Origin of the sequence: Gilliamella sp. ESL0441 (assembly GCF_019469185.1) — a bacterium.
Taxonomy (GTDB): domain Bacteria; phylum Pseudomonadota; class Gammaproteobacteria; order Enterobacterales; family Orbaceae; genus Gilliamella.
This window is the reverse complement of sequence record NZ_CP048264.1, coordinates 2,653,737-2,676,266: the sequence shown is the minus strand read 5'-3', so window position 1 is coordinate 2,676,266 and position 22,530 is coordinate 2,653,737. Positions and strand designations below refer to the sequence as shown.

Annotated in this window: 26 protein-coding genes; 9 read left to right on the top strand and 17 right to left on the bottom strand. The window is 35.4% G+C overall.

Annotation, left to right across the window (positions count from 1 at the left end):
• Positions 1 to 72: 72 nt before the first annotated feature.
• Entirely contained in the window at positions 73 to 1,176 is a 1,104-nt protein-coding gene (gene dprA / locus GYM75_RS11885) for a DNA-processing protein DprA (RefSeq protein ID WP_220216130.1), read from the bottom strand.
• A gap of 151 nt (positions 1,177 to 1,327) precedes the next feature.
• Here dprA and def point away from each other — a divergent pair, with 151 nt between their 5' ends.
• Positions 1,328 to 1,840, top strand: a complete 513-nt coding sequence (gene def / locus GYM75_RS11880; RefSeq protein WP_220216129.1) for a peptide deformylase — start codon at positions 1,328 to 1,330, stop codon at positions 1,838 to 1,840.
• A gap of 202 nt (positions 1,841 to 2,042) precedes the next feature.
• On the opposite strand, the gene fliR is transcribed toward def, so the two are convergent.
• The 13 genes from fliR to fliF all read right to left on the bottom strand — a co-directional run bounded on the left by fliR (position 2,043) and on the right by fliF (position 12,914).
• Positions 2,043 to 2,837, bottom strand: a complete 795-nt coding sequence (gene fliR / locus GYM75_RS11875) for a flagellar biosynthetic protein FliR (protein ID WP_220216128.1) — start codon at positions 2,835 to 2,837, stop codon at positions 2,043 to 2,045.
• A 5-nt stretch (positions 2,838 to 2,842) separates the two neighbouring features.
• Entirely contained in the window at positions 2,843 to 3,112 is a 270-nt protein-coding gene (fliQ, locus tag GYM75_RS11870; RefSeq protein WP_065558107.1) for a flagellar biosynthesis protein FliQ, read from the bottom strand.
• A gap of 37 nt (positions 3,113 to 3,149) precedes the next feature.
• Positions 3,150 to 3,902 carry a flagellar type III secretion system pore protein FliP gene (fliP, locus tag GYM75_RS11865; protein ID WP_370632129.1) on the bottom strand — a complete coding sequence of 251 codons (753 nt, stop codon included), beginning with the start codon at positions 3,900 to 3,902 and terminating at the stop codon, positions 3,150 to 3,152.
• A 6-nt stretch (positions 3,903 to 3,908) separates the two neighbouring features.
• Positions 3,909 to 4,325: a flagellar biosynthetic protein FliO gene (gene fliO, locus GYM75_RS11860; protein ID WP_220216127.1), complete on the bottom strand. Its 417-nt coding sequence runs from the start codon at positions 4,323 to 4,325 to the stop codon at positions 3,909 to 3,911.
• Positions 4,326 to 4,345: 20 nt separating this feature from the next.
• Positions 4,346 to 4,726: a flagellar motor switch protein FliN gene (gene fliN / locus GYM75_RS11855; protein WP_220216126.1), complete on the bottom strand. Its 381-nt coding sequence runs from the start codon at positions 4,724 to 4,726 to the stop codon at positions 4,346 to 4,348.
• On the bottom strand, positions 4,719 to 5,756 hold the full coding sequence (gene fliM / locus GYM75_RS11850) for a flagellar motor switch protein FliM (protein ID WP_220216125.1): 1,038 nt from the start codon (positions 5,754 to 5,756) through the stop codon (positions 4,719 to 4,721). The genes fliN and fliM overlap by 8 nt, the downstream gene beginning before the upstream one ends.
• A gap of 5 nt (positions 5,757 to 5,761) precedes the next feature.
• Positions 5,762 to 6,229: a flagellar basal body-associated FliL family protein gene (locus GYM75_RS11845; RefSeq protein ID WP_220216124.1), complete on the bottom strand. Its 468-nt coding sequence runs from the start codon at positions 6,227 to 6,229 to the stop codon at positions 5,762 to 5,764.
• A gap of 179 nt (positions 6,230 to 6,408) precedes the next feature.
• Positions 6,409 to 7,581, bottom strand: a complete 1,173-nt coding sequence (locus GYM75_RS11840; RefSeq protein ID WP_220216123.1) for a flagellar hook-length control protein FliK — start codon at positions 7,579 to 7,581, stop codon at positions 6,409 to 6,411.
• Positions 7,571 to 8,035 carry a flagellar export protein FliJ gene (gene fliJ / locus GYM75_RS11835; protein ID WP_220216122.1) on the bottom strand — a complete coding sequence of 155 codons (465 nt, stop codon included), beginning with the start codon at positions 8,033 to 8,035 and terminating at the stop codon, positions 7,571 to 7,573. The genes GYM75_RS11840 and fliJ overlap by 11 nt, the downstream gene beginning before the upstream one ends.
• Before the next feature lie 9 nt (positions 8,036 to 8,044).
• Positions 8,045 to 9,427 (bottom strand): flagellar protein export ATPase FliI, encoded by a 1,383-nt coding sequence (gene fliI / locus GYM75_RS11830; RefSeq protein WP_370632185.1) that lies wholly within the window; start codon positions 9,425 to 9,427, stop codon positions 8,045 to 8,047.
• A complete protein-coding gene (locus tag GYM75_RS11825; protein ID WP_220216120.1) occupies positions 9,423 to 10,181 on the bottom strand; it encodes a FliH/SctL family protein in 759 nt (252 codons plus the stop codon). Before GYM75_RS11825 ends, fliI begins: the two co-directional genes overlap by 5 nt.
• Positions 10,174 to 11,172: a flagellar motor switch protein FliG gene (gene fliG, locus GYM75_RS11820; protein ID WP_220216119.1), complete on the bottom strand. Its 999-nt coding sequence runs from the start codon at positions 11,170 to 11,172 to the stop codon at positions 10,174 to 10,176. Before fliG ends, GYM75_RS11825 begins: the two co-directional genes overlap by 8 nt.
• Positions 11,169 to 12,914 carry a flagellar basal-body MS-ring/collar protein FliF gene (gene fliF, locus GYM75_RS11815; protein ID WP_220216118.1) on the bottom strand — a complete coding sequence of 582 codons (1,746 nt, stop codon included), beginning with the start codon at positions 12,912 to 12,914 and terminating at the stop codon, positions 11,169 to 11,171. The genes fliG and fliF overlap by 4 nt, the downstream gene beginning before the upstream one ends.
• A 178-nt stretch (positions 12,915 to 13,092) precedes the next feature.
• Here fliF and fliE point away from each other — a divergent pair, with 178 nt between their 5' ends.
• Positions 13,093 to 13,404, top strand: coding sequence for a flagellar hook-basal body complex protein FliE (gene fliE, locus GYM75_RS11810; RefSeq protein WP_220216117.1), 312 nt, complete (start codon positions 13,093 to 13,095; stop codon positions 13,402 to 13,404).
• A gap of 92 nt (positions 13,405 to 13,496) precedes the next feature.
• On the opposite strand, the gene fliT is transcribed toward fliE, so the two are convergent.
• Genes fliT through fliD form a run of 3 tightly spaced genes read right to left on the bottom strand, consistent with a single transcriptional unit; the run spans position 13,497 to position 15,684 of the window.
• Positions 13,497 to 13,844 (bottom strand): flagellar protein FliT, encoded by a 348-nt coding sequence (fliT, locus tag GYM75_RS11805; RefSeq protein ID WP_220216116.1) that lies wholly within the window; start codon positions 13,842 to 13,844, stop codon positions 13,497 to 13,499.
• Positions 13,845 to 13,857: 13 nt separating this feature from the next.
• Positions 13,858 to 14,238, bottom strand: a complete 381-nt coding sequence (gene fliS, locus GYM75_RS11800; protein ID WP_065558120.1) for a flagellar export chaperone FliS — start codon at positions 14,236 to 14,238, stop codon at positions 13,858 to 13,860.
• 12 nt (positions 14,239 to 14,250) lie between these two features.
• Positions 14,251 to 15,684, bottom strand: a complete 1,434-nt coding sequence (fliD, locus tag GYM75_RS11795; RefSeq protein WP_220216115.1) for a flagellar filament capping protein FliD — start codon at positions 15,682 to 15,684, stop codon at positions 14,251 to 14,253.
• 334 nt (positions 15,685 to 16,018) lie between these two features.
• Here fliD and GYM75_RS11790 point away from each other — a divergent pair, with 334 nt between their 5' ends.
• The 7 genes from GYM75_RS11790 to flgK all read left to right on the top strand — a co-directional run bounded on the left by GYM75_RS11790 (position 16,019) and on the right by flgK (position 22,519).
• Positions 16,019 to 16,831 carry a flagellin gene (locus GYM75_RS11790; protein ID WP_065558122.1) on the top strand — a complete coding sequence of 271 codons (813 nt, stop codon included), beginning with the start codon at positions 16,019 to 16,021 and terminating at the stop codon, positions 16,829 to 16,831.
• A 180-nt stretch (positions 16,832 to 17,011) separates the two neighbouring features.
• The gene (locus tag GYM75_RS11785) at positions 17,012 to 17,728 is read left to right on the top strand and encodes an RNA polymerase sigma factor FliA (protein ID WP_220216114.1); all 717 of its coding nucleotides are present in this window, start codon (positions 17,012 to 17,014) and stop codon (positions 17,726 to 17,728) included.
• 191 nt (positions 17,729 to 17,919) lie between these two features.
• On the top strand, positions 17,920 to 18,240 hold the full coding sequence (flhD, locus tag GYM75_RS11780; RefSeq protein WP_363317382.1) for a flagellar transcriptional regulator FlhD: 321 nt from the start codon (positions 17,920 to 17,922) through the stop codon (positions 18,238 to 18,240).
• A gap of 13 nt (positions 18,241 to 18,253) precedes the next feature.
• Positions 18,254 to 18,856: a flagellar transcriptional regulator FlhC gene (gene flhC, locus GYM75_RS11775; RefSeq protein WP_220216112.1), complete on the top strand. Its 603-nt coding sequence runs from the start codon at positions 18,254 to 18,256 to the stop codon at positions 18,854 to 18,856.
• A gap of 59 nt (positions 18,857 to 18,915) precedes the next feature.
• Positions 18,916 to 19,800, top strand: coding sequence for a flagellar motor stator protein MotA (gene motA / locus GYM75_RS11770; protein WP_220216111.1), 885 nt, complete (start codon positions 18,916 to 18,918; stop codon positions 19,798 to 19,800).
• Positions 19,801 to 19,802: 2 nt separating this feature from the next.
• Entirely contained in the window at positions 19,803 to 20,699 is an 897-nt protein-coding gene (gene motB / locus GYM75_RS11765; RefSeq protein ID WP_220216110.1) for a flagellar motor protein MotB, read from the top strand.
• A gap of 176 nt (positions 20,700 to 20,875) precedes the next feature.
• Positions 20,876 to 22,519 (top strand): flagellar hook-associated protein FlgK, encoded by a 1,644-nt coding sequence (gene flgK / locus GYM75_RS11760; RefSeq protein WP_220216109.1) that lies wholly within the window; start codon positions 20,876 to 20,878, stop codon positions 22,517 to 22,519.
• The last annotated feature ends 11 nt before the right edge of the window (positions 22,520 to 22,530 follow it).

The window sequence follows — 22,530 nt, the reverse complement described above, 5'->3', positions numbered from 1 at the left end:
AGTAATCATCCGTCGCTATAAATCGGCGGATGTCTTAACTGTAACATATCATGAATCTATGATATGTTTAAATCAAAGCGTTCGATTACGTATATACCCGCCAGTTATCGTTTTAATTAAACCAGCAAGTTCCATATCTAACAATTTAATTGTCAAATCAGGAATTGATATATTTAGCTGTTGAGCAATAATATCAACGGGAATAGGCTGATGATGAATCAAAGCAAAAATTTCAGGATATAAAATAGTTTCAACGGTTTCGACAGATTGGACTGTTAACGGCTTGATAGTTGATAAATAACCACAATAGTGCTCTAAAATATCGGTTGGTTTAGTGACTAAATAGGCTCCTTGTTGGATTAAAGCATGAGTACCACTACTGTTTTCATTGTTGATTTCTCCAGGTAAGGCAAAAACATCACGGTTTTGCTCAAGTGCATAACGGGCGGTAATCAATGAACCACTTTTTTCTGAGGCTTCAACAACAAAAGTACCCAGACTTAATCCGCTTATTATCCGGTTTCGTCTTGGAAAATATTCTGATCTTGCTGCTTCAAAGGGCAAAAATTCAGAAACTAAAGCGCCATTTTGCGCCAATATGTCATGGGCAAGTTTTAAGTTTGATCGTGGCGCAATTTTAGCTAGACCGCTACCTAAAACAGCTATAGTGTGTCCTGATACTTCAAGTGCTCCTCGATGACAGATTGCATCTAGTCCCAATGCTAAACCGCTTGTTACTGTTAAACCATTAATCGCTAATTCACCCGCAAAATAGCGTCCCCATTGTGCGCCATAATCACTAAATTGCCGACTACCAACCATCGCTATTTGAGGCGTTTGCAGTAACTGTTTATTGCCCATAACAAATAGTAATAAAGGCGAGGCACTAATTTGTTTGAGCAGTGGTGGATAATCAGGATCACAATAGGCAATAAGTGTTTTAGGTAAACCATTACTATTGAGCCAATCAAGTACAGGTTCAAAATGAAGGTAAGAGGTTGCCAAAAAACGTTCTTGTTGAGTTGCATTTAATCCAAGTTTATCCAGAAAAAACGCAACATCTTTAATTGTATTTGGTAAACCTTTAGAAAAAAGGTGACTAATTTTCTTAAAAATAGCGAGTTTTCCCTGTCCAAGCATTGAAATTCGTAATAAGAACTCATATTTACTCATCATAGTGTTTATTCATTTTAATTAGATGTGATTTCGTGAATTGGTTAGATATATTTTATCAATAGCTAACAAATGCTATTCACCATCATCATAAATGTTTACAATGTACTTGAATCTGAAAAATCTTACATTTGAGGAGTAGATCGAAGAATTTATGGCTATTTTACCGGTATTACGTTTTCCTGATGAGCGATTACGCAAAATTGCAAAACCTGTCACAGCATTTACGCCCGAATTACAGACCATCATTGATGATATGATAGAAACCATGTATGAGCAAAATGGTATTGGGCTTGCTGCCACTCAAGTCAATGTACATGAACAAATTATTGTGATTGACGTATCAGAAGATCGCAGTAATGTTTATGTAATCATTAATCCAGAAGTGATTAGTCAAGAAGGAGAAACAGGCATAGAAGAAGGTTGCTTGTCGATACCTGATTGTCGTGGATTTGTACCAAGAGCAGAAAAAATTAAAATCAATGCGCTCGATCGCAATGGAAATCCTTACCAAATTGATGCTGATGAGCTTCTTGCGATTTGTATTCAACATGAAATGGATCATTTAAAAGGTAAACTATTTGTTGATTATCTTTCTCCTTTAAAACGTCAACGAATCGAACAAAAAATGAAAAAAATGACTCGAGAAGAGCTTAAAAGTAGATAAAAATAATGATAATTTATGCGGTAATTTAACTGAAGATACCCATTCTATTTGTTAAGCTACCGCATGGATATTTTTTTATTTAACCAACCTTCAAAAGGTTTCCCTCCGATAGTTTTATTACTTAGAATGAATTATCATTTTTATAAATTCAATATGTAATAACTGTTCATCGCCGTACCTTAAGATACATTGCTTAAACTATTTAACCAGCTAATGCTGTTAGCATTGTTGATATATATTCAAATATCTGTTCAAAAACAAATTCGGCAAAAGCGGGTAACATCGACATTAAATAAGTTAGCATGATTAATCCTAATAATAAGGTTAGGGGATAACCAATAACAAAAATGGATAGTTGAGGAGTCATTCTATTTAACAGCCCTAACGCCATATTGATAATTAATAACAAAGCCATTAAGGGTAATGCTAACATTATCCCATTGATAAATAGTAATCGGCTGATATCAATCAAAGTAAGAACGCCATTTGCTTTTAACGGTAAAGTTGTTATTGGAATGATGTCAAAACTATTGGCTAGTCCATACAATAACCATAAATGACAATCTAAACTAAGAAAAATCAATAAAGCGATAATATTGATGAAACGCGACAATACTGAAGTTGACGGTCCACCAATAGGATCAAAAAAAGTAGCCATACCTAGCCCCATTTGCATACCAATTAATTCACCAGCTACTCTCATGGTCATAAAGGCAAGTTGCATAGCAAGACCAATCAACACACCGATAATAATTTGCTGCGCAATCATCCAAATACCCATTAACGAATAAAGTGTTAAAGGCTCATTGGAAGGGGGTAATGGTAGTAAAAGAGCAATGAGTAAAGCTAAACTGATTTTGACTCGGTTAGGTACCTCTTTTTCGCCAGTAATCGGGGCAACCATAATTAGCGATAAAATACGCACAAACGGTAAAAACGCATTTTTGACCCAAGAAAAAAAATCAATATCAAATAGATAATTAATATCAAATTCCATTAAATTTAGCTGGTTAGATTTGGAATGTTGGTAATAACAATTTTAATATAGTCAGTCATTGTTGATAGCATTGACGGCCCTAAAACAATTAAGACGACAATTACTGCTAAAATTTTAGGAATGAAAGATAAGGTCATTTCGTTAATTTGTGTTGCAGCTTGTAATAAACTAATAATCAAGCCAGTCACCAACGCAGCTAAAAGTAAGGGGCCAGCAAGTGAGGCTGCGACTTTGACAGCTTGAATGGCAAGTGTACTAATCGAATCAGGTGACATAATTTTCCTTAATATAAAAATCGTTAATTTCTACTTTTCAACTGAAAAAGCTTTGTGCTAGTGAACCTAACAACAAATGCCAACCATCGGCTAACACAAACAACATTAATTTGAATGGGAGTGATACGGTTGCAGGCGGTACCATCATCATCCCTAATGCCATTAACGTACTTGCAACGACTAAATCAATGACCAAAAAGGGAATAAAAATCGTAAAACCAATTTGGAAGGCTGTTTTTAATTCACTGACGACAAAGGCAGGTACTAGTACATTCAATGGCACTTGTTCTCGTGTTTCAACTTCGTTGACATGAGACATATTCATAAATAAGGCTAAATCATTTTCCCGTGTTTGGCTTAGCATAAATTCGCGTAATGGTTTTGCAGCTGTTGTTAAGCCTTCTTGCATCGTGATTTGATTTTGTGAATAAGGAACATAAGCATCTTGATAAATTTTATCGATCACCGGTGACATAATAAAAAATGTCATAAATAGTGCAATGCCCAAAATAACTTGGTTGGGTGGGGCTGATTGCGTGCCAAGCGCATTGCGTAATAATCCCAATACAATGATGATTCGGGTAAAACTGGTCATCAAAAGTAAAATAGCCGGTATAAACGTCAGTAACGTTAAAAATACCAATGTTTCAACAGGTAATGACCAACTATGTTCACCATTTTGAATTGTTTCAGTCATAAACGGGAGTGATGAAGGATCGGCAAAACAAAATCGGCTAAAAAACAATAAGCTTAGTAACGTCGTTAGTAATATAAAAATTTTTAACCGCACAAGAGATCACTCCTTTTTAGATTTTAACGCTGATTGCAGGACTTGCTTGAACCGGTTGTTATCCATTGATTTTTCGACAGATATTGATTGTGATAATAATTTCTCTGCTCGTTGTTCATCAATGGTATGTAGCAACGTCATATGATGGGAAGTGATACCGACAACTAATAATTGCTTATCCACCTCAACTAAAATGATTCGTTCTTTTGGGCTAATGCAATGTGTTGCTTTAACATGAATATATGCATTGCGTTTCTTATTATGGCCCAGACGTTTAACTATCCAACCTAACAATAGAATCATAAAAATAACACCAATTAGCGCCGAGCCAATTGATGTGCCCATTTGACTGTAAAGATTTAATTCAGATGATGACGATACAGTATTGCTCGTGATAGTTTGGCTAGTTGAGATCTGAGTCATATTTTTCGGATTTATCGCTATTAACGGCTCAATCTGCGTACACGCTCAGATGGTGTTATAATGTCGGTAATACGGACACCGTAATTATCACCAACAACGACAATTTCGCCTTGCGCAATCAAATAACCATTGATCAAAATATCTAAAGGTTCACCAGCTAATCCGTCGAGTGCAATTACCGATCCTTGAGTGAGATTGAGTAAATCTTTAATTGCCATCTTTGTTCGACCAAGTTCGACACTTAAATGAACGGGTATATCTAAAATAAGATTGATATCTTGTTTGTTATCTTGTGCATGATTTGGTGATAGCGTTTCAAAGATTGCCTCTTTGGTAATGAGCTCATCATTGGTCGTATCATTCGCTTGGTTTTCGTCATTATTTTGTTTGTTATCAGTCATTGAATTCCCCTTCATTCAATTGTTCTAATACTGGATTAATTACTTGTTCTACTTGGATAGCATATTGCTTATTAATTTTACCGTAGTGTCCTTTTAAAATAGGTACGCCACCAACAGTTACATCGAGAAGAGTTGGTTTTTCGATTACTAAAATATCATCTACTTTGAGCGCCAGTAGCCTATCTACTGTTGTTTGAATTGTCGTAAAGTTAGCGACTAATTCAATGGTAGATTGTTTGATGCCGCTGGTTAATGAACTCATCCAAATGTTATCATCTTGATGCGATTGTTGTTCAATTGGTGGTTTTATTAACAGCTCTTTGATGGGTTCAACCATTGAATAAGGAATACAGATACTGAACGTGGTTTTAGAGTTACCAATCTCAACTTTAAAGTTTGATGTTAAAACGACATCATCAGGTGAACTTGTGATGTTGGTGAATTTGCTCTGCATTTCAGAACGAATGTATTCAGTTTCAATAGAATATATATCTGTCCAGGCATTTTGATAAAACGTTAATGCTAATTCGAGCACCCGTTTAATAATTTGCTGTTCGGTATGAGTAAATTCCCGTTCTTCTGTATCGAGTTTTGAAGCATGACCATCACCACCAAATAAAGTATCAACCACGGTATAAACAATCTCTGGTGAAAACGCAAATAGGCTTGAACCTCGTAATGGATTGAGATGAACCAGATTTAAATGGTTAGCTGCTGAAATTTGTGAAAACTCTTTAAAAGTTTGAGGTTCAATGGGAGAAGCAATAACATCCGTATTCCGTCTTAATAAGTTAAATAAACCTATTCTAAATTGACGAGCAAAGCGCTCATTCACAATTTCTAACGCAGTTAAACGTTCAGGAATAAAACTATGTTTGACTGACAAATCATAAGGTTTAACTTCAATTTTTTTGGCAGATAAATGATTGTCAGGATTTTTCTTGTTTTGCGTTATCAGTATGTCTTCTGAATGTGATAACTCATCAGAAGAATCATCTATTTCTGGCTTAGGTTCGTGCTTATCTGGCATGTTAATCACCGTATTATAAAATCAGTGAATAATACTTCGTCAACCTTAACCGTATGTTTAGGATCATACTTTCTGGATAAGGCGACTTTGATTTGCTCTTGTAAATCAAGTTTACCTGTTTCAAGCTTTAAATTATTGACATATTGTTTAGACGTTAACAGTAATACATCGCTTCTGACTTCTGGTAAATATTCTAATAGCACAGATTTTTGTTCTTCGTCAGCAACACGTAATACCATACCAACATAGAGAACTTTGTTAATTTCTGTACTATCTTCTGAAGTTGGTAATGAAATTGTAAACGGTTTTAGTGTTAAAAATACCGGTGATAAAACAGGTGGCTCTTCTTTAGCTTTAATTGTATTTTTAGACTGATTTTGGAACCATAAATAGGCAGTTGTTGCTAATGCTAACATTGTGATGATAATAAGTATTAGGTTTAAAATACTCACTTTTTTCTTGGAAGTTGGCATGTTTATTCTTATCTCAGTTAAAATTTGGAAAAATAATAACCAATTGAATGGTTAAAAATACAAGAATAATAAATCAAGCTGACAGAATTGATTTGAAGAATAGGCGATAAAAATATCACCTATTCAGCCTTTTTATTCTCTCATCATTTAAAAAAATAAATGCAATGCCTTACTCAGCTTTACGCAAATATACTCAATCCAGATTTTGCTAAATGATTACTAACCTGATTAGGTTGATGAATTTCCTCAATGACGTTTGAATGTTCGATTATTGGTGTTTGACGATTCTTTGTTTGTTGATATTGCGCCGACTGATCAGCATCATTCATCATCGAGAAGTCACTAATATCGGCTTGTTCTAGTGTGATACCTTGTTCTTCAAGCGAACTTTTCAAATAGGGTAAGGCAGATTCTAATACGCTTTTGACTACGGCATGAGCAGCCATCATATGCAAGTTCATTTTATCCTCTATCATATCCAGTTTTATATGTAATGAACCTAGCTCTTGAGGATTAAGTTTAATATTCGCCGTTTGAATCCCTTGCCGATTAAACATGATGATCTGCTCAGTAAGTGATGACGACCACTGTTGATTTGTGACGGCGACAGGCAAGTTTATCGATGTAGTGATTTTGGGGGGCGTCAAGGTTAACCCTGCTGGGTCTTGTCCATGCGACGATGTGGTTATTGCTGCCTCTTGATTGAAAGTTATATCGTTAGTGATAAGAGGCGTCGAGACAGGACGTTGTTGGTATTGTAATTCCTGTTTAACACTATTTAGTTGAAAACTATCATTAGCTACGGTAGATAATTGATGATTTGAACTCTTTATTAAAGTTGCTGTTTCAGTGTTATTTAAGTTCGCACTAAAATGATTTTGGTTACTCTCTTTTATTGCCATATTGATTTGCAATGAACGTTCATCGATTATTGCTTCACAGTCATCAATGCTATTAACGGGTAATCGTTGCTCTTCATCAGTGATGTCTGATGCGAAAGAATTTAATCTATTGATTGCATCATTTAATGGGTTAGTGATTGCACTATTAAGATGATATGAAAGATGACTTGACTGTAATTTGTCACGCATTTCGGACTGAATCATACTGGTATCATAAGGGAAAACAGGGAAGATTAATCCATCAAGACTATTGTTTTGATCATCAAATTCACATCCCTCATAGTCAATTTGATTTAGGTTATTTGGCTGTTCTGGATGCGATAACGGCTTTTCATTGTCAGCCAATAACTGCTGAAAAAGATTCGCATCATTTACATTAGCTTCCTCATCAAGTTGTTTAGATAGATTCGTTGATATTAATTGCATATCACTATTTAAATTAATATTCATGTAATATTCTCCTTGATAACTGTTGCTGGGCAAATTCATCCGTCATTTTTTGTTGTAATCGATTTTGAAGTTGTAACTGCTTTTTGTGCTGTTTTTCTAATAACGTGGTATAGGTATTCAAACTTTTATTGGATTGATTAAGTTCGTTGGTTATCTGTTGTTGTTTAATCGCTAATGTGAGTAGCAATTTTTTTTGTTGTTCGATACCTTGCTCAATATTGGCTATAAATGCGGTAAAATTAGTTAATTCGCATCCTTTAATACCATTCGATAAAGCGCTATTTAATTGCTGTTGATATTCAGCGTAATAATCATTAAGTACCTTAAGTTGTGATTGTGCTTGTTGATGACTTTCGTTTGCTTTTTTTAATCGAATCAAACTATCATCAATCGATTTTTGCGCTAACTGTTTCAAGGTTAAAAAAGCATGTTGTGTCGAATTTTTATTGTTCATGATACTTCCTTACGATCCCATGGCGTTAGGATCAACAATTGCAACTAGCTGTTGATAGGCTTCTTGATAACTACAATGTTCATTAATTCCTTGCTGTAAAAAGGTTTGCATAGCCGGAAATAGCGTAATTGCTTTATCTAATAAAGGATCAGTACCGGCGACATAAGCACCAACATTGATTAAATCACGATTGCGTTGAAAACTCGAAAACAGTTGTTTGAACAGACGTGATTTTTTCTCATCTTCAGGCGCGGTGAGATCCGTCATAACACGGCTAATGGAGGCTTCTATATCAATAGCTGGATAATGACCCGATTCAGCAAGTGAGCGTGAAAGTACGATGTGCCCGTCTAAAATAGCCCGGGCTGAATCAGCAATCGGATCTTGTTGATCATCCCCTTCGGTTAAAACGGTATAAAATGCGGTAATCGCGCCTTTACCATGATTATCATTACCGGCTCTTTCAACCAGAGCGGGTAATTTAGCAAATACTGAAGGGGGATAACCTTTCGTCGCTGGTGGCTCACCGATAGCTAAGGCAATTTCACGCTGCGCCATTGCATAGCGAGTGAGCGAATCCATAATTAAAAGGACATTTAACCCTTGTTCACGAAAAGATTCCGCAATTTTGGTGGCGTAAGTCGCCCCTTGTAAACGTAAGAGTGGTGATACATCCGCTGGCGCTGCTACCACGACAGCACGTGACAGTCCTTCTTCGCCTAAAATATTTTCGATAAAGTCTTTAACTTCTCGTCCCCGTTCGCCGATTAAACCAACGACAATAACATCTGCTTGGGTGTAGCGTGCCATCATACCGAGTAACACACTTTTACCGACGCCCGAACCGGCAAATAAACCCATTCGCTGTCCTTGCCCAACGGTGAGTAGAGCATTGATTGCTCTAACCCCTACATCGAGCACTTGATGAATGGGCGTGCGTTGTAATGGATTGAGTGTTTTACTCGATAAGCCTTGATACTCGACATTTTCCGGTAAGGGTTTTCCGTCTAACGGTTTTCCCATTGCGTCAACAACTCGTCCCAATAATGTCATACCAACCGGTAATAATTTGTGACTAAAATGGGCTAAATCGTATTGTGCGGTGTACACTCTTGCACCCAGTAAAATACCGTCAGTAGATTCGAATGGCATTAGGTAAAGTGTATGTGCATTAAACCCTACCACTTCGCATTCAACGGCATCGATATGACCTTGGCACTGTCTTTCAATATAACAGTTGGAGCCTAATGGTAATTTTAATCCCACGGCTTCAAGGACTAGCCCAGACGCTTTCACTAATCGACCATAATGACGAATTAATGATAAATCTTTAAGCTGCTTTGTTGCTTGAAGGAGTTTGGTTGACCATTGGCTTGAGTATCGCACGTTAATGGTTCTCGCCTAGTAAATGATCAGACATCATTTGCCAATGTTGATTTATATTGCTATTCACTTCATTGGTATCTGTTAATAATTTACATCCGCCTACTTCGACATTTGCATCAGCAATAAATTGCCATTGGTGTGGATTAATATCATCATTTAACATCGGTTCTAACCAGCGTAAATCAGCAGGGTTAAGACGTAATACAATCGGATCTGATAGCATGGAACATTGTTCAACTAATTGATTAATTGTGTGCATTAATTGCTTTTGTTTAACTTTTGATAGGCTACCAACCGTTTTTTGTGCTGCAACTAATGCCAAATCAAATAATTGGGGCACAATTAATTCATCAATCTCTTTAATGGATTGCTCAAAATTGTTGATTAAATCTGTGATGGCTTGAACAGCTTGCTTTTTTTCATCATCAAGTTGTTGTTCAATCTGTTCACGACCTTGCTGTTGACCAACTAAATATCCTTGGTCATACCCAGATTGCTTGCCATTTTCAAAGCCCTCTTTATGACCTTGTTCGAATCCTTCTTGATAGGCTTGTGATTTTGCTTCTTGCTTTAACTGTTCTAACTCTTCTTCACTGATAAAGGGAGCCGGTACAACATCTATGTGTTCTGGCTCAGGCTCACTTTCTACTTCGTCAACCTGAGTAGCCATAGATTGTTGTGTTAATGGTGAAAAGTCTGATGACGATAAATCCTGAAAACAGAGGGGTTCCCAGCTTAATTTATCTGAACTATTACACATATTCGTCGTCACCGCTACTTAAGATCACTTCACCGGTTTCAGCTAAGCGACGCGCAATAACCAAGATTTTCTTCTGCTCCGTTTCCACTTGTGATAAGCGCACCGGCGGTCTGTTTTCAAGATCTTCACGTAAAATAGAGGCTGCGCGTTGTGACATGTTGCTAAGTAATTTGTCACGTAATGCAATTGATGCACCTTTTAATGCAATAATGAGCGTCTCGTTATCGACATCTTTAAGTAGACGTTGGATGCTTCTATCATCCACTTCAACCAGATTTTCAAACAAGAACATTTCATCAATAATTTTCTGTGCAAGTTCATTGTCGTAATCACGTAATGCATTGATAACCAACTCTTCTTGTTGGCTCTTCATTAAGTTAATGATTTCGGCTGCGGTTCTGATTCCGCCTAAGTTATTAAGTTTAATATTTTGTCCGTGTAATAATGTTGATAATGACGTAGATAATAATCGGAGTGCTGAAGGTTCAACACCACCAAAAGTGGCAATACGTAACATCACATCATTACGTAAATCGTCATCGAATAGATTAAGAATTTCCGCCGCTAAATCTCGGTGTAAATGGACTAAAATAGTGGCAATAATTTGTGGATGTTCTTTTTTAACCAAATCAACAGCTCGAGCAGCATCAACAAAATTAAGCATTTCAAGACCGTCGGTGGCTTCTTCAATATCTTTTCCTAACAGCTCATCGAGTAAACGACCAGCTTTTTCACTACCAATAGATTTTTCTAATACTGAACGTAAGTAGCCATTGGTATCTGTATTAAGTACCGCACACTCTTCGAGTGTTTTTTGGCATTCATTAAGAATACCTTTTAACTGTTCTTGTGAAAGCTGTGGCAAAGACATCATCGCACTACTGATTTGTTGCACCTCTTTAGGATTGAGATATTGCATCACTTGTGCAGCAATTTCTTCACCTAACACCATTAAAACTGTTGCGGCTTTTTGTGATTCATTTAAATTCATTCGTTGCTGTCCTCTTTACTGATCCAGCTGCGAATAATTAACGCCATGACACGTGGATCCTTCTCAACAATTTTACGGATGTATTGCTGTTGTTGCATATTATCTTCAAATATCTTCTGTTGTTGTTTACTGTGCGCTTTGTAATCTAATTTTTCATCGATACCGGTTTGAGCATCTGATGTATTATCATGTGTATTGAAGTACTGTCGTTGTAACTTCATACAAACGCCACGTAATACTTTTCGCCAAACAATCCACGCAATAAAAATATAGATCAGATATTTAATGCCTGATTTAGTGTTTTCATAAAATTGGTGGGTTTCCCAAAATGCCAATCCGTCATCTTCATCATCAAGTTGATGACTAAATTTTAAATTAGCCACTGTTAAGGTATCACCACGTAAATCAGAATATCCCATTGCTTGACGTGCTAATGCTTCAATATTTTGTAGCTCTTCATTATCCAGTTTGACCCATTGAGGTGTTTTGTTCTTTGTTTGATTTTGTTTGTTGTCTGTTTCAGATGTTGTAGAGACAGTGTTTGTCTCATCAGAATCTGAATGATTAGCATCTTGCTCAACATATTTATAATTGACTAACACGGCAACCGATAAACGTTTGATTCTGCCTTCGGGTATCTTACTGTGAACAACTTGTCGATTAACTTCGTAATTTAAAGTATTATTTGACTGTAAATTATAGATTTTTTGCTTATCATCTTGTTCTTTCGACTCGGCTTGTTCATCAATTGGGGCACTTGCGGTTGGCGCAGGTTGATTAGATAGCGCACCAGGCACACCACCTACACCAGCATTATGACCCACTTGACGATTTTCGATTCGCTGTTTGCTACGAATAGTTTGGTTAGCCAGATCACTATTTGGATCAAAGGTTTCCGATGTGGTTTCTTGTCGACTAAAGTCAATATCGGCATTGACTTGTACCATGACATTTTTTTTACCTAAAATCGGAATAATAATTTTTTCCACACGCTCACGAACGCTATTTTCAATTTGTTCACTAAACTCTAAATGAGCAACATTGAATGTTTTATCTCGATAATTTTCACCGGTGAGTAAATTACCTTTCTGATCGATAATGGTAACTTTGTCGGCTTGTAATTCCGGTACACTACTTGAAATAAGGTGAATAATCGCATCAATTTGGCGTTGTGATAGACTACGCCCCGGTAATAAGGTTAATGCGACAGAAGCTGAAGGAAATTTTCGTTCTCTGACGAATAATGAAGGTTTAGGCATGGCTAAATGCACTCTGGCATCATCAATACTGCTAATGATTGCAATTGTGCGGGATAGTTCACCTTCTAAGGCTCGTTGATAATTGATCTGCTCGTTGAATTGACTCATCCCAAAACTTTCTTTATCGAGCAATTCAAAGCCAACAGCCCCCCCTTTTGGCAATCCTAATTGGGCAATACGCAAACGTGTATCGTAAACTTTTTCTTCAGGAATTAAGATGGTTGAACCTGATGAAGTGAATTTATAAGGAATATTCATCTTATCAAGTTGGCTGATAATTTCGCCGCCATCTTTGTCGTTTAAATTACTGAACAAAACCCCATAATTGTCATTTTTCATCCATAGGTAAGCCATACTTAAGATTGCTAATATCACCACGCCGGCAATAAGCATTAACATTTTTGGATTTTGTTTTAATTGATTGATAAAAGGTAACTTATTTAGTATTGATTCGCCTTTTTTACCGACAGTTTGGCTAGTCATAAATATCCTAATTCTAAACTAATTAGATGAATTCTAGAGTTTATTATCTGTGTATTTAGAAAAATCAATAGCTAAAAAAGAAAAGGATTTTCCCCTTACTTGTGGCATTTAAATTTTTGGTTGTATGGTAAATTGAGGATTAGTTGAGCAATTTAAATAAGATTAATATTTTAACCATATGAATAATTTAAATAATTTTGATAATAGCGTTCTCTCATCGATAAAAGCCCCCAATCTGCTTGAAAAGAAACAATCAATTTCCAATCAATCCAGTTTTGCCACTGAACTAAAAATGGCGTTGGATTCTATTAGCCAAACGCAAATACAGGCTCAAAATCAAGCAAAAGCGTTTGAACTGGGTGAACCCAATATTGCCTTAAATGAAGTTATGGTGAATATGCAAAAATCGACAGTTTCACTTCAATTTGGTATTCAAGTTCGTAACAAACTTGTTGCGGCTTATCAAGAAATCATGAATATGAATGTTTAATATGCATTAAACATTGATATAAGTGCAAGATCGTTAATGTCTAGTCATTATTTTCAATCTTGCACTTAGCAAATATTTAATAAATTTATCTGTTAAATTAAGTTAGCGACGTGTTGGTAATTCTCAATTTTGGATTGTTGACGGACTTTTTCTCCGATTAATTCACCTAATTCAGCATGCCGTGTGGTAACCAATTGGCTGATTTGCTGTTGGTAACTCAAAATATTTTGAATATACATTCGTACTCTATCTTTACATTGCGTGGGGACGTGTTCCGTGGTTAAAGTACTATCAAGTTCCTTAATATTTTCGGATAATAGTGAGTATTGGCTTTGCCAACTCAGTAACGTATTCCAATCTTCCTTATGTGCGCTAATTAACATTTGTTCTGTCACATAATCAAGTTGTTCATAGTGTCTTAATAATGTTGTTCCTTTCATAACCATCTCTTTTTTATTTTGCAATTTCACGCCAAGATTCAGCAATATTGTTGAGTAGGTCAAAACAGTTTTGTAGCTTATCTTGATCGTTATATAAATTAGCCAGTACTAATTGTTGGCTGATATAGTGATACAAGCGTTCTAAATTTTCGGCAATTTCGCCTCCTTTTTCTAAATCTAAACAGCTTTTTAGTCCGTTATCAACGATATTGATTGCTTTTGATATCGCCATTCCTTTACCCGCTATGTTTCCTTTTTGAATGTATAATTTAGCAAGTTTGATCGCATTCAGTGCGCCATCATAGAGCAATACGATCAATTGATGTGGTGAGGCTTGGCTCACACATGTTTCTAAATTAACTTGCTCATAAGCTTGAGATCCTAATTTATACATTGTTGTTAATCCTTATTTTTTCATGTTTGCCATCATTTCGAATTGGGTTGTTAAGTAATTACTCATGCTATCTAATGAACTAATTAAAACATCTAATTTAGTAAATTGGACTCGATAGCGTTCGACGGTTTGCTCAATTGAATTGTTCACTTGTTCATATCGTTTATCTAACGATTTCAATGTTGAATTTAATCCTGTGGTGGCTGAATCAATCATGCCTTCACTATCTATAAATCCACTGACTTTATTGAATACTTCATTAGCAATACCGGTAGTTTCACCGTCACCGGTAAATAACGTAGCAACAGCATCACTATTTTCACTTAGCGCTTTTTTTAATTGATTTTCATTGATAGTAAGCGAACCTTTGTTATCCATGTTAACGCCAATTTGGGCAAGAACAGAAAACTCACCTGATTGACCCTTAGCAAAGATTGAACGAATACTTTGATCGATATTACGTAGTGTAGAATCACCAATTAGTGGGCCATTATTGTTGCTTAACTCGTCAGAATTGGTCTCTTTAGCGGTAAATTGAGTCAGGCTTGAAATGGTAGATTGTAATTGATTAAATGCCTCAACCCACTCTTTTATCGCCGTTTCTGCTTTTTCATTATCAGCAGTAATAGCTAAATTTTGACTGGTCGTGGTGGTTGCTTTTAAGGTGATATCAACACCTTCAATCACTTCTTTAATGGTATTTGAAGCACTTGTTATGGCAACACCATTAAATGTTAATTTAGCATCTTGCGCTTTAGCAACTTCTACCATATTACTTGTGTCGGGTTGCTGATGATTAAATCCAATAATCTTATTGAGTTTTTCATCGTCTGACGAAATTGACTTAATGGCTTGTTGTTCACCGGTTTCTTTCGATGTGATAACTAATTGATAGCTATCTGAACCACTGCGAACAATCGCTGCACTCATGGTTGAATGACTAGTTGTCCCATCTTCATTAACCACTTTGGCATTATTAATGGCGTTGGCAATGGATTCTAATGATGTTTCGTCCTTAGACAGGTTAACTTCAAGTTTTTGACCATTAGCTTGTTCAATGGTAATGGTTCTTGTTTCATTGTCATTACCTAAATTAGTATTCTTATCATTGATGGCTGATGTTGCAATACTGTGTGAAGTTGCTAACTGATCAACAGTCACCGCATAATTACCCAATGCCGCTTTATTATTAACTGTTGTGGTAAAATAATTGTCATTACCTGCTGATGCTCGACTATAAAAAAGTTCTTTTTTCTGTAGTTTTTCTGTAGCAGAATTAAACGAGCTTAACGCATTTTTTAACTTACCGAAGCCACTGATTTTGGCATTAATTGCTTTTTGTTGAGCGGTGATCGGGGTTAGACGTGTTTTTTCAACGGATTCTAACTGACTTAATACTTCATTAAGATCGATACCAGAACCAATCCCTAAAATGCTCATTGCCATAATTTTTTGCCCTTATTTAATCACTATTTATCAACCATAACTCATCTAGCTGTTATATCGGCTTTTAGCATAAAAAGTTTAGAAGAAATTTTTGACGGATTGCTGGCTTTTAAAAAATATAAAAAACAAAATATCTTTCTTATTAATTTAATGAACTGAATTATAAAAAGATATTTTAACTATGGGTGTTGCTTTTAGTTTGATAACACAACAAAAAATAAAAATTATTAAAGTTTCCTATTTTGCTACCGATAAGTTAATTATCAGCAAATATATTGGACGTCGTGCTTCAATATGCCGTTGATTTGACTAATCATATTAAGGAGATAAAAAAATGGCACAAGTAATTAATACTAATACTATGTCTTTAATGGCAAAAAATAACCTGAATAATTCACAAAGCGTTCTTGGAACAGCAATTGAACGTTTATCATCTGGTATGCGTATTAACAGCGCAAAAGATGATGCGGCAGGTCAAGCTATTGCTAACCGTTTTTCATCAAATATTCGTGGTTTAACTCAAGCTGCTCGTAATGCTAATGATGGTATTTCACTTGCACAAACTACTGAAGGTGCATTAAACGAAATCAATAACAACGTACAACGTATTCGTGAGTTAACTGTTCAAGCTGCAAATGGTACTAACTCTCAAAGCGATTTAGTATCAATCCAAAATGAAATCGATCAACGTTTACAAGAGATCGACCGTGTTTCTAAACAAACTGATTTCAATGGTTCAAAAGTATTATCAGAAGATAAAACGCTTAAAATTCAAGTGGGTGCAAACGATGGTGAAACCATTGAAATCAATTTGAAAAAAATCGACAGTACTGAGCTTGGTTTAGCGGATTTTAATGTTTCTGATACCCCAACTGCCGATCCGTTAAAAACACTTGATGCAGCACTATCTAAGATTGATGGATTACGAGGTCAATTAGGTGCGGTGCAAAACCGTTTTGAATCAACTGTGACTAACATCAACAACACAGTAAACAATTTAAGTTCTGCTCGTAGCCGAATTGAAGATGCGGATTATGCAACTGAAGTTTCAAACATGACTCGTGGTCAAATCTTACAACAAGCAGGTACTTCAGTTTTAGCACAAGCAAATCAGGTACCACAATCTGTACTTTCATTATTACAATAAGACTAAATTTATCTGATATTCTGCTTATTCTAATTTTACGACAGAGTAATAACGGTATTTTTAATACCGTTATTATTAATAATGATAATTACCTATTTTTTATATCTTTATTCATCTCATTAAATCTACTTGTTAACGACATAATAGTATTAAGCATATTTTTAACCTTGGCTCCAAAAAATGGATGATAGCTTATATAACTCGCAAGGCATAATTAATCAAGTTGACTGGCAACAGTATATCCATTTAGTTCGTAATGAAGCATTAAAATTAGCCGTTCGTTTGCCAAATACTATTGAACTTGATGATTTACTGCAAGTTGGTTATATCGGCCTGTTAGATACGATAAAGCGTTATGATGTATCTCAAGGCAATACGTTTGCCACTTTTGCTATACCGAGAATAAAAGGGGCAATGTTAGATGAACTCCGTAGTCGAGACTGGCTACCAAGACAAACTCGAAAAAAGATCAAAGATATTACTCAAGCCATTAATCAACTGGAACAGAAACTCGGTACCACGCCTAATGATCACCAGATTGCAGAATATTTGCAATTATCGATTTCTGAATATCGTAAAGCGTTGTTGGATTCAAATTGTAGTCAAATCTGTTCTTATGACGAAATGCAGAAAAAATTAGGGGATAACATTGATGCTATTGTCGATCATGGTGAAGATAGTGATCCTTTTTCGACTATTATCAATGACGAAATTCGTGACCAAATCGCTCGACAAATTGATAAGTTACCCGAAAAAGAAAAAATGATTTTAGCCCTGTATTACCAAGAAGAACTGAATTTAAAAGAGATTGGGAAAGTGATGGATATTAGTGAGTCACGAGTCAGTCAACTACATAGCCAAGCGATAAAAAGAATACAAAGTAAAGTGACGCTATAGAAAAATAAAAATAAACTGCGTAAAACAAAGTGTAATTAAACGAAAATAAATTGAAATGATTTTTTTATTGACCTTTCTCGTTTAAAAATGTAATTTTATGTGTAAAAAAACAGTTAATAATAATTTTTGATTGTTTTTTGTTTTTTTACTGCGAATTAAAATAAATAGGATTGGTGATTAAATTGGGTAATATACTAGAAGACGATATTCTTAAATGTATACATCATTTAAATCTTTCAACATTATTGTTAAGCCAACGAATGCTTGAGAAAGACAAAGCGATGGCGATGTTTAGATTAGGTATTGATGAAGAAACTGCTGACGCAATAAGTAATTTAACAGCATCACAGATGTTAGTGTTATCTGAAACAAATCAATTAACATTTCAACTACGATTTGAAAATTCAGATATGATTAAAAAACTGACTGAAGATTCTCGGATTAGCGATATTAAACAGATGCATACAGGAATTCTTTTATCTAGTTTACTGTTAGATTCAATCAATAAGTAGGTAGGTAAATAAGATGAGATGTACAAGTATCGTTCAATCATATAAAGAGATTCAACTCGCTATTCGTTTAATTTCACTCGGTGCCAGAATTCAAATGCTTGAAAGTGAAACTAATTTAAGTCGAGGCAAATTAATTAAACTTTATAAAGAAATTCAAGGTTGCCCACCACCAAAAGGATTGTTACCGTTTTCAACAACGTGGTTTATGACATGGGAACCGAATATCCACTCAAGTATTTTTTATAATGCTTATCATTTTTTAGTAAAACATGGCACCAAACCTGGAATACAATCGATTTTAAAAGCTTATCAGCTCTATCTTGAACAATGTCCTGCTCATAATGAAGAGCCAGTATTAGGATTAACACGAGCTTGGATTTTAGTCAAATTTGTCGAAAGTAATGTAATGCAGCAATCTTGTTGTAAAGAGTGTCATGGTCATTTTATTACTCATGCTTACCAACCGATCAACAGTTTTGTTTGTAGCTTATGCCAACCACCATCAAGAGCAGAAAAAAACCAAAAGACACAAAAAGAGAATCACGCTAAATGTTTACAAGTATTATCAATTCCTAATAATTTTGATTTAGCGAGTGCAAAGCAGGTGGCGAGTTAAATAAATATACAGGGCACAGAACCGATTTATTGTTATTTTATGGAGAAAGAAGAAAGCCAATGCTAATCATAATTGGATATATTGTTGTTATCGCCTCTGCTTTGTTAGGTTACGTATTAAGTGGTGGTTACTTAGCGGTACTTTTTCAGCCGTTAGAATTTTTAATTATTGGCGGTACCGCTATTGGTGCTTTTATTGTCAGTAATGAAAAAAAAGTGATCAAAAAGACGCTTAAAGCATTAGGACAGTTATTTAAATCGTCTAAATATAATAAAAATCTATATTTAACCTTGATTAATTTGATGTACACCATTTTAACGAAAATCCGACAAAATGGCGCACTATCGATAGAGGGAGATATTGATAATCCACATGAAAGTGAATTGTTTAAGCAATATCCGCTTATTTTAGCCAATCCTCGAATTTTAGATTTTATCACTGATTACATGCGTCTGATGATTAGTGGCAATATGAATGTTTATGAAATCGAAGCCTTAATGAGTGAGGAAATTGAAACTTTAGAGCATGAACTTGAAAAACCCGTTAATGCTATTTCAAGTATTGGTGATGGTTTACCAGCTTTTGGTATCGTTGCTGCTGTTATGGGGGTAATCAATACTCTTGCTCAAGCCGATAGACCAGCAAGCGAATTGGGTGAGCTGATTGCACATGCAATGGTTGGAACATTTTTAGGTATATTACTGGCTTATGGGTTTGTATCGCCATTAGCGGCTTTATTAAAACAAAGAAATGCTGATATGACCAAAATACTTGAATGTACTAAAGTCATATTAATCGCCAATATGCACGACTATGCACCACAAATTTGCATTGAATTTGGTCGGAAAATGATATTTTCTGATGAACGCCCATCTTTCTTCGAATTAGAAAAATATATACAAGAAGCTAAAGATAAGAATGCCAACTCAAATGAAAACAATTAACAATGAAAGATAGCTCTGTAAGAATCATAACAAGAAAAAAGTCGGGACATGGTGATGGGCATCATGGTGGTTCGTGGAAAATCGCTTATGCTGACTTTATGACCGCCATGATGGCACTGTTTTTAGTCATGTGGTTAATCGCAAAATCGACACCACAAGAACTACAAGGAATTGCTGAATATTTTAGAACGCCGTTACTTATGGGGCAAAATGGCGGTCAAAATATCAGTGATAGTGAAAGCCCGATTCCTGGTGGTGGCGATGATGTCACTCAGCAACTAGGTGAAGAAAAAAACGATATTGCCAATCAACAGCAACAAAGCGAATTTGAAAAAAAACAACTCGAAAAAATTCAGTTGATTGAAACAGCACGTAAAATTTTTGAAATGTTTAAACTCGATCCTCGTCTAAAAAAATTAGCACCTAATTTAATTATTGAACTCACTGAAATGGGATTACGTATTCAAATTCTGGCATCAGATGATAAACCGATGTTCAATGTGGGCAGTGCGGTTATACATCCTGAAATGCAAAGCATTTTGCATGCCTTAGCACCTATTTTAAATTCATTACCTAATAAAATAACCTTATCAGGTCATACCGATGAACGTCAATATGTCACCGGTGATAGAGGTTATAGTAATTGGGAGTTATCTGCTGATCGAGCCAATTCATCAAGACGAGAACTTATCGCAGGTGGATTAGATAAAAATAAAATTATCCGTATTGTTGCGCTTGCCGATACCGTGGGATTGAACAATCCACATTATAGTAAAGATGCTAACCGACGAATTAGTATTTTAATTCTAAATAAATCGGCACAACAATATATTGAGGATGAAAACAATATGACTGGCATTGATTTTTTAAAACAGGCTAAGCCAGTTAAACAGAATTAATCCTATCGTTATATTATGAAAGGCATAGATCAAAAAAGAGAAATCTGTTTGATTGAAAATAAAAATTCAAAAAAATAGTAAAAATGATTAAAGCTTTAATGAATTGTGCCGATATAAAAATTAAGTTTACAAATAATCATGATGTTATTAACTAAGTTATATTAAGGAGTTTTTTAATGGCAAATTCATTGATGAATACTGGAATTAGTGGATTAAATGCAGCGCAAAATATGCTTAATGTAATTAGCAATAATATCAGTAATGCCCACACCGCAGGCTATAATCGGCAACAACAGATATTAACGCAGGCAAATGGTACTCATCATCATTTTGGTTTTGTCGGTAATGGGGTTTCAGTGACAGCGGTAAATCGTGCATTTAACCAATTTGTTGTTGGGCAATTGCGACAATCGCAATCACAAAATGGATCGATTAAATCCTATTATAATGAATTATCAAAAGTTGATAATCTTTTAGCTGAAAATGAAAACAGCATTTCATCGCAAATAAATAATCTTTTTTCTAGCTTAAATAAGCTTACGTCAAATGCGGGTGATGCCTCGACAAAACAATCGGTTATCAGTAATTTGACGTCGTTGGTTGGACAATTTAATAAAACCGAAAATAATCTTAAAAATCAAATTGCCAATATCAATACTGAATTAACGAATAATGTCGATCAGGTTAATACTTATTTAGAGCAAATTGCCGAATTAAATCAAAAAATTTCAAAATTACAAGCCGTTAGTGGTGGTAATGAACCTAATGCCTTGCTTGATCAGCGTGATCAGCTGGTCAATGAATTGAGCGAAATTATAGGAATTACCGTGACGGAGCAAAATGGACAATATAATCTGTCGTTAGCTAACGGTTTAAGTTTAGTGCAGGGATCGTCGGTGAACTTACTATCTGTTCAACCGTCACAACAAGATCCTGCAATGAATACAATTGTTTACACGCATAATTCTGGTGCGACTCAAGAACTGACAAGTCAAAATATCGCATCAGGCCGATTAAATGGATTATTAACTTTTCGTGACGGACCACTTTCTCAAGCTCGCAACCAATTGGGCTTAATTGCACTTAATTTAGCCGAACGTTTCAACGAAGTGCATATGTCTGGGGTTGATATTAATGGTCATGCCGGTGAAAAAATGTTTGATTACCGTCAACCAAGTAGTATCACTAATGCTAAAAATCAAGGTAATGCTACCGCTAAAATCAATTTTGATTCAGTCACCGAAGTTAAAGCCTCGGATTATAAAATTGAATTTAATGGTACTGATTGGGTTGTGACAAGACTGTCTGATCATCAAACTATTACCCCTCAAATTGAAGATGGCAAACTAATGTTTGATGGTTTATCGATTGAAATAACGGGTAATGCGGTAAAAGGGGACTCGTTTTTAATTAAACCTGTTGCTGATATCGCATCGTCATTAGCGTTGTTAGTGACAGATGTGAATAAATTGGCAACCGGAATTAATGATGAAGAAAACGGTGCGGGTGATAACCGCAATGTGAGCAAATTATTAGACATACAAAATGAAAAATTAATTAACGGTACAACGACCTTAAGCAGCGCTTATAGCACGTTAGTTAACTATATTGGTAGTGAAACTCAAACCGCTAAAATTTCGGCACAATCAAGCCAAAATATAACGCAGCAGATTGACGAACAAAATCAATCAATATCGGGTGTAAATATTGAAGAAGAGTATATCTCAATGCAAGTTTATATGCAGTATTATCAAGCAAATGCCAAAGTTATTGATGCTGCAACAACGCTATTTGACACTATTTTAGGTTTAGCGAAGTGATAAAAGGATAA

Excerpts from the sequence above, each read along its gene's own strand:
- fliD (WP_220216115.1), bottom strand. The coding sequence starts at position 15,684 with ATGGCAATGAGCATTTTAGGGATTGGTTCTGGTATCGATCTTAATGAA.
- fliQ (WP_065558107.1), bottom strand. The coding sequence starts at position 3,112 with ATGTCACCTGATTCGATTAGTACACTTGCCATTCAAGCTGTCAAAGTC.
- GYM75_RS11845 (WP_220216124.1), bottom strand. The coding sequence starts at position 6,229 with ATGCCAACTTCCAAGAAAAAAGTGAGTATTTTAAACCTAATACTTATT.
- dprA (WP_220216130.1), bottom strand. The coding sequence starts at position 1,176 with ATGATGAGTAAATATGAGTTCTTATTACGAATTTCAATGCTTGGACAG.
- fliE (WP_220216117.1), top strand. The coding sequence starts at position 13,093 with ATGAATAATTTAAATAATTTTGATAATAGCGTTCTCTCATCGATAAAA.
- fliN (WP_220216126.1), bottom strand. The coding sequence starts at position 4,726 with ATGACTGATAACAAACAAAATAATGACGAAAACCAAGCGAATGATACG.
- motB (WP_220216110.1), top strand. The coding sequence starts at position 19,803 with ATGAAAGATAGCTCTGTAAGAATCATAACAAGAAAAAAGTCGGGACAT.
- fliO (WP_220216127.1), bottom strand. The coding sequence starts at position 4,325 with ATGACTCAGATCTCAACTAGCCAAACTATCACGAGCAATACTGTATCG.
- flgK (WP_220216109.1), top strand. The coding sequence starts at position 20,876 with ATGGCAAATTCATTGATGAATACTGGAATTAGTGGATTAAATGCAGCG.
- fliJ (WP_220216122.1), bottom strand. The coding sequence starts at position 8,035 with ATGAACAATAAAAATTCGACACAACATGCTTTTTTAACCTTGAAACAG.
- fliG (WP_220216119.1), bottom strand. The coding sequence starts at position 11,172 with ATGAATTTAAATGAATCACAAAAAGCCGCAACAGTTTTAATGGTGTTA.
- GYM75_RS11785 (WP_220216114.1), top strand. The coding sequence starts at position 17,012 with ATGGATGATAGCTTATATAACTCGCAAGGCATAATTAATCAAGTTGAC.
- motA (WP_220216111.1), top strand. The coding sequence starts at position 18,916 with ATGCTAATCATAATTGGATATATTGTTGTTATCGCCTCTGCTTTGTTA.
- flhC (WP_220216112.1), top strand. The coding sequence starts at position 18,254 with ATGAGATGTACAAGTATCGTTCAATCATATAAAGAGATTCAACTCGCT.
- fliR (WP_220216128.1), bottom strand. The coding sequence starts at position 2,837 with ATGGAATTTGATATTAATTATCTATTTGATATTGATTTTTTTTCTTGG.
- fliT (WP_220216116.1), bottom strand. The coding sequence starts at position 13,844 with ATGAAAGGAACAACATTATTAAGACACTATGAACAACTTGATTATGTG.
- fliS (WP_065558120.1), bottom strand. The coding sequence starts at position 14,238 with ATGTATAAATTAGGATCTCAAGCTTATGAGCAAGTTAATTTAGAAACA.
- fliF (WP_220216118.1), bottom strand. The coding sequence starts at position 12,914 with ATGACTAGCCAAACTGTCGGTAAAAAAGGCGAATCAATACTAAATAAG.
- def (WP_220216129.1), top strand. The coding sequence starts at position 1,328 with ATGGCTATTTTACCGGTATTACGTTTTCCTGATGAGCGATTACGCAAA.
- GYM75_RS11825 (WP_220216120.1), bottom strand. The coding sequence starts at position 10,181 with ATGTGTAATAGTTCAGATAAATTAAGCTGGGAACCCCTCTGTTTTCAG.
- GYM75_RS11790 (WP_065558122.1), top strand. The coding sequence starts at position 16,019 with ATGGCACAAGTAATTAATACTAATACTATGTCTTTAATGGCAAAAAAT.
- GYM75_RS11840 (WP_220216123.1), bottom strand. The coding sequence starts at position 7,581 with ATGAATATTAATTTAAATAGTGATATGCAATTAATATCAACGAATCTA.
- fliM (WP_220216125.1), bottom strand. The coding sequence starts at position 5,756 with ATGCCAGATAAGCACGAACCTAAGCCAGAAATAGATGATTCTTCTGAT.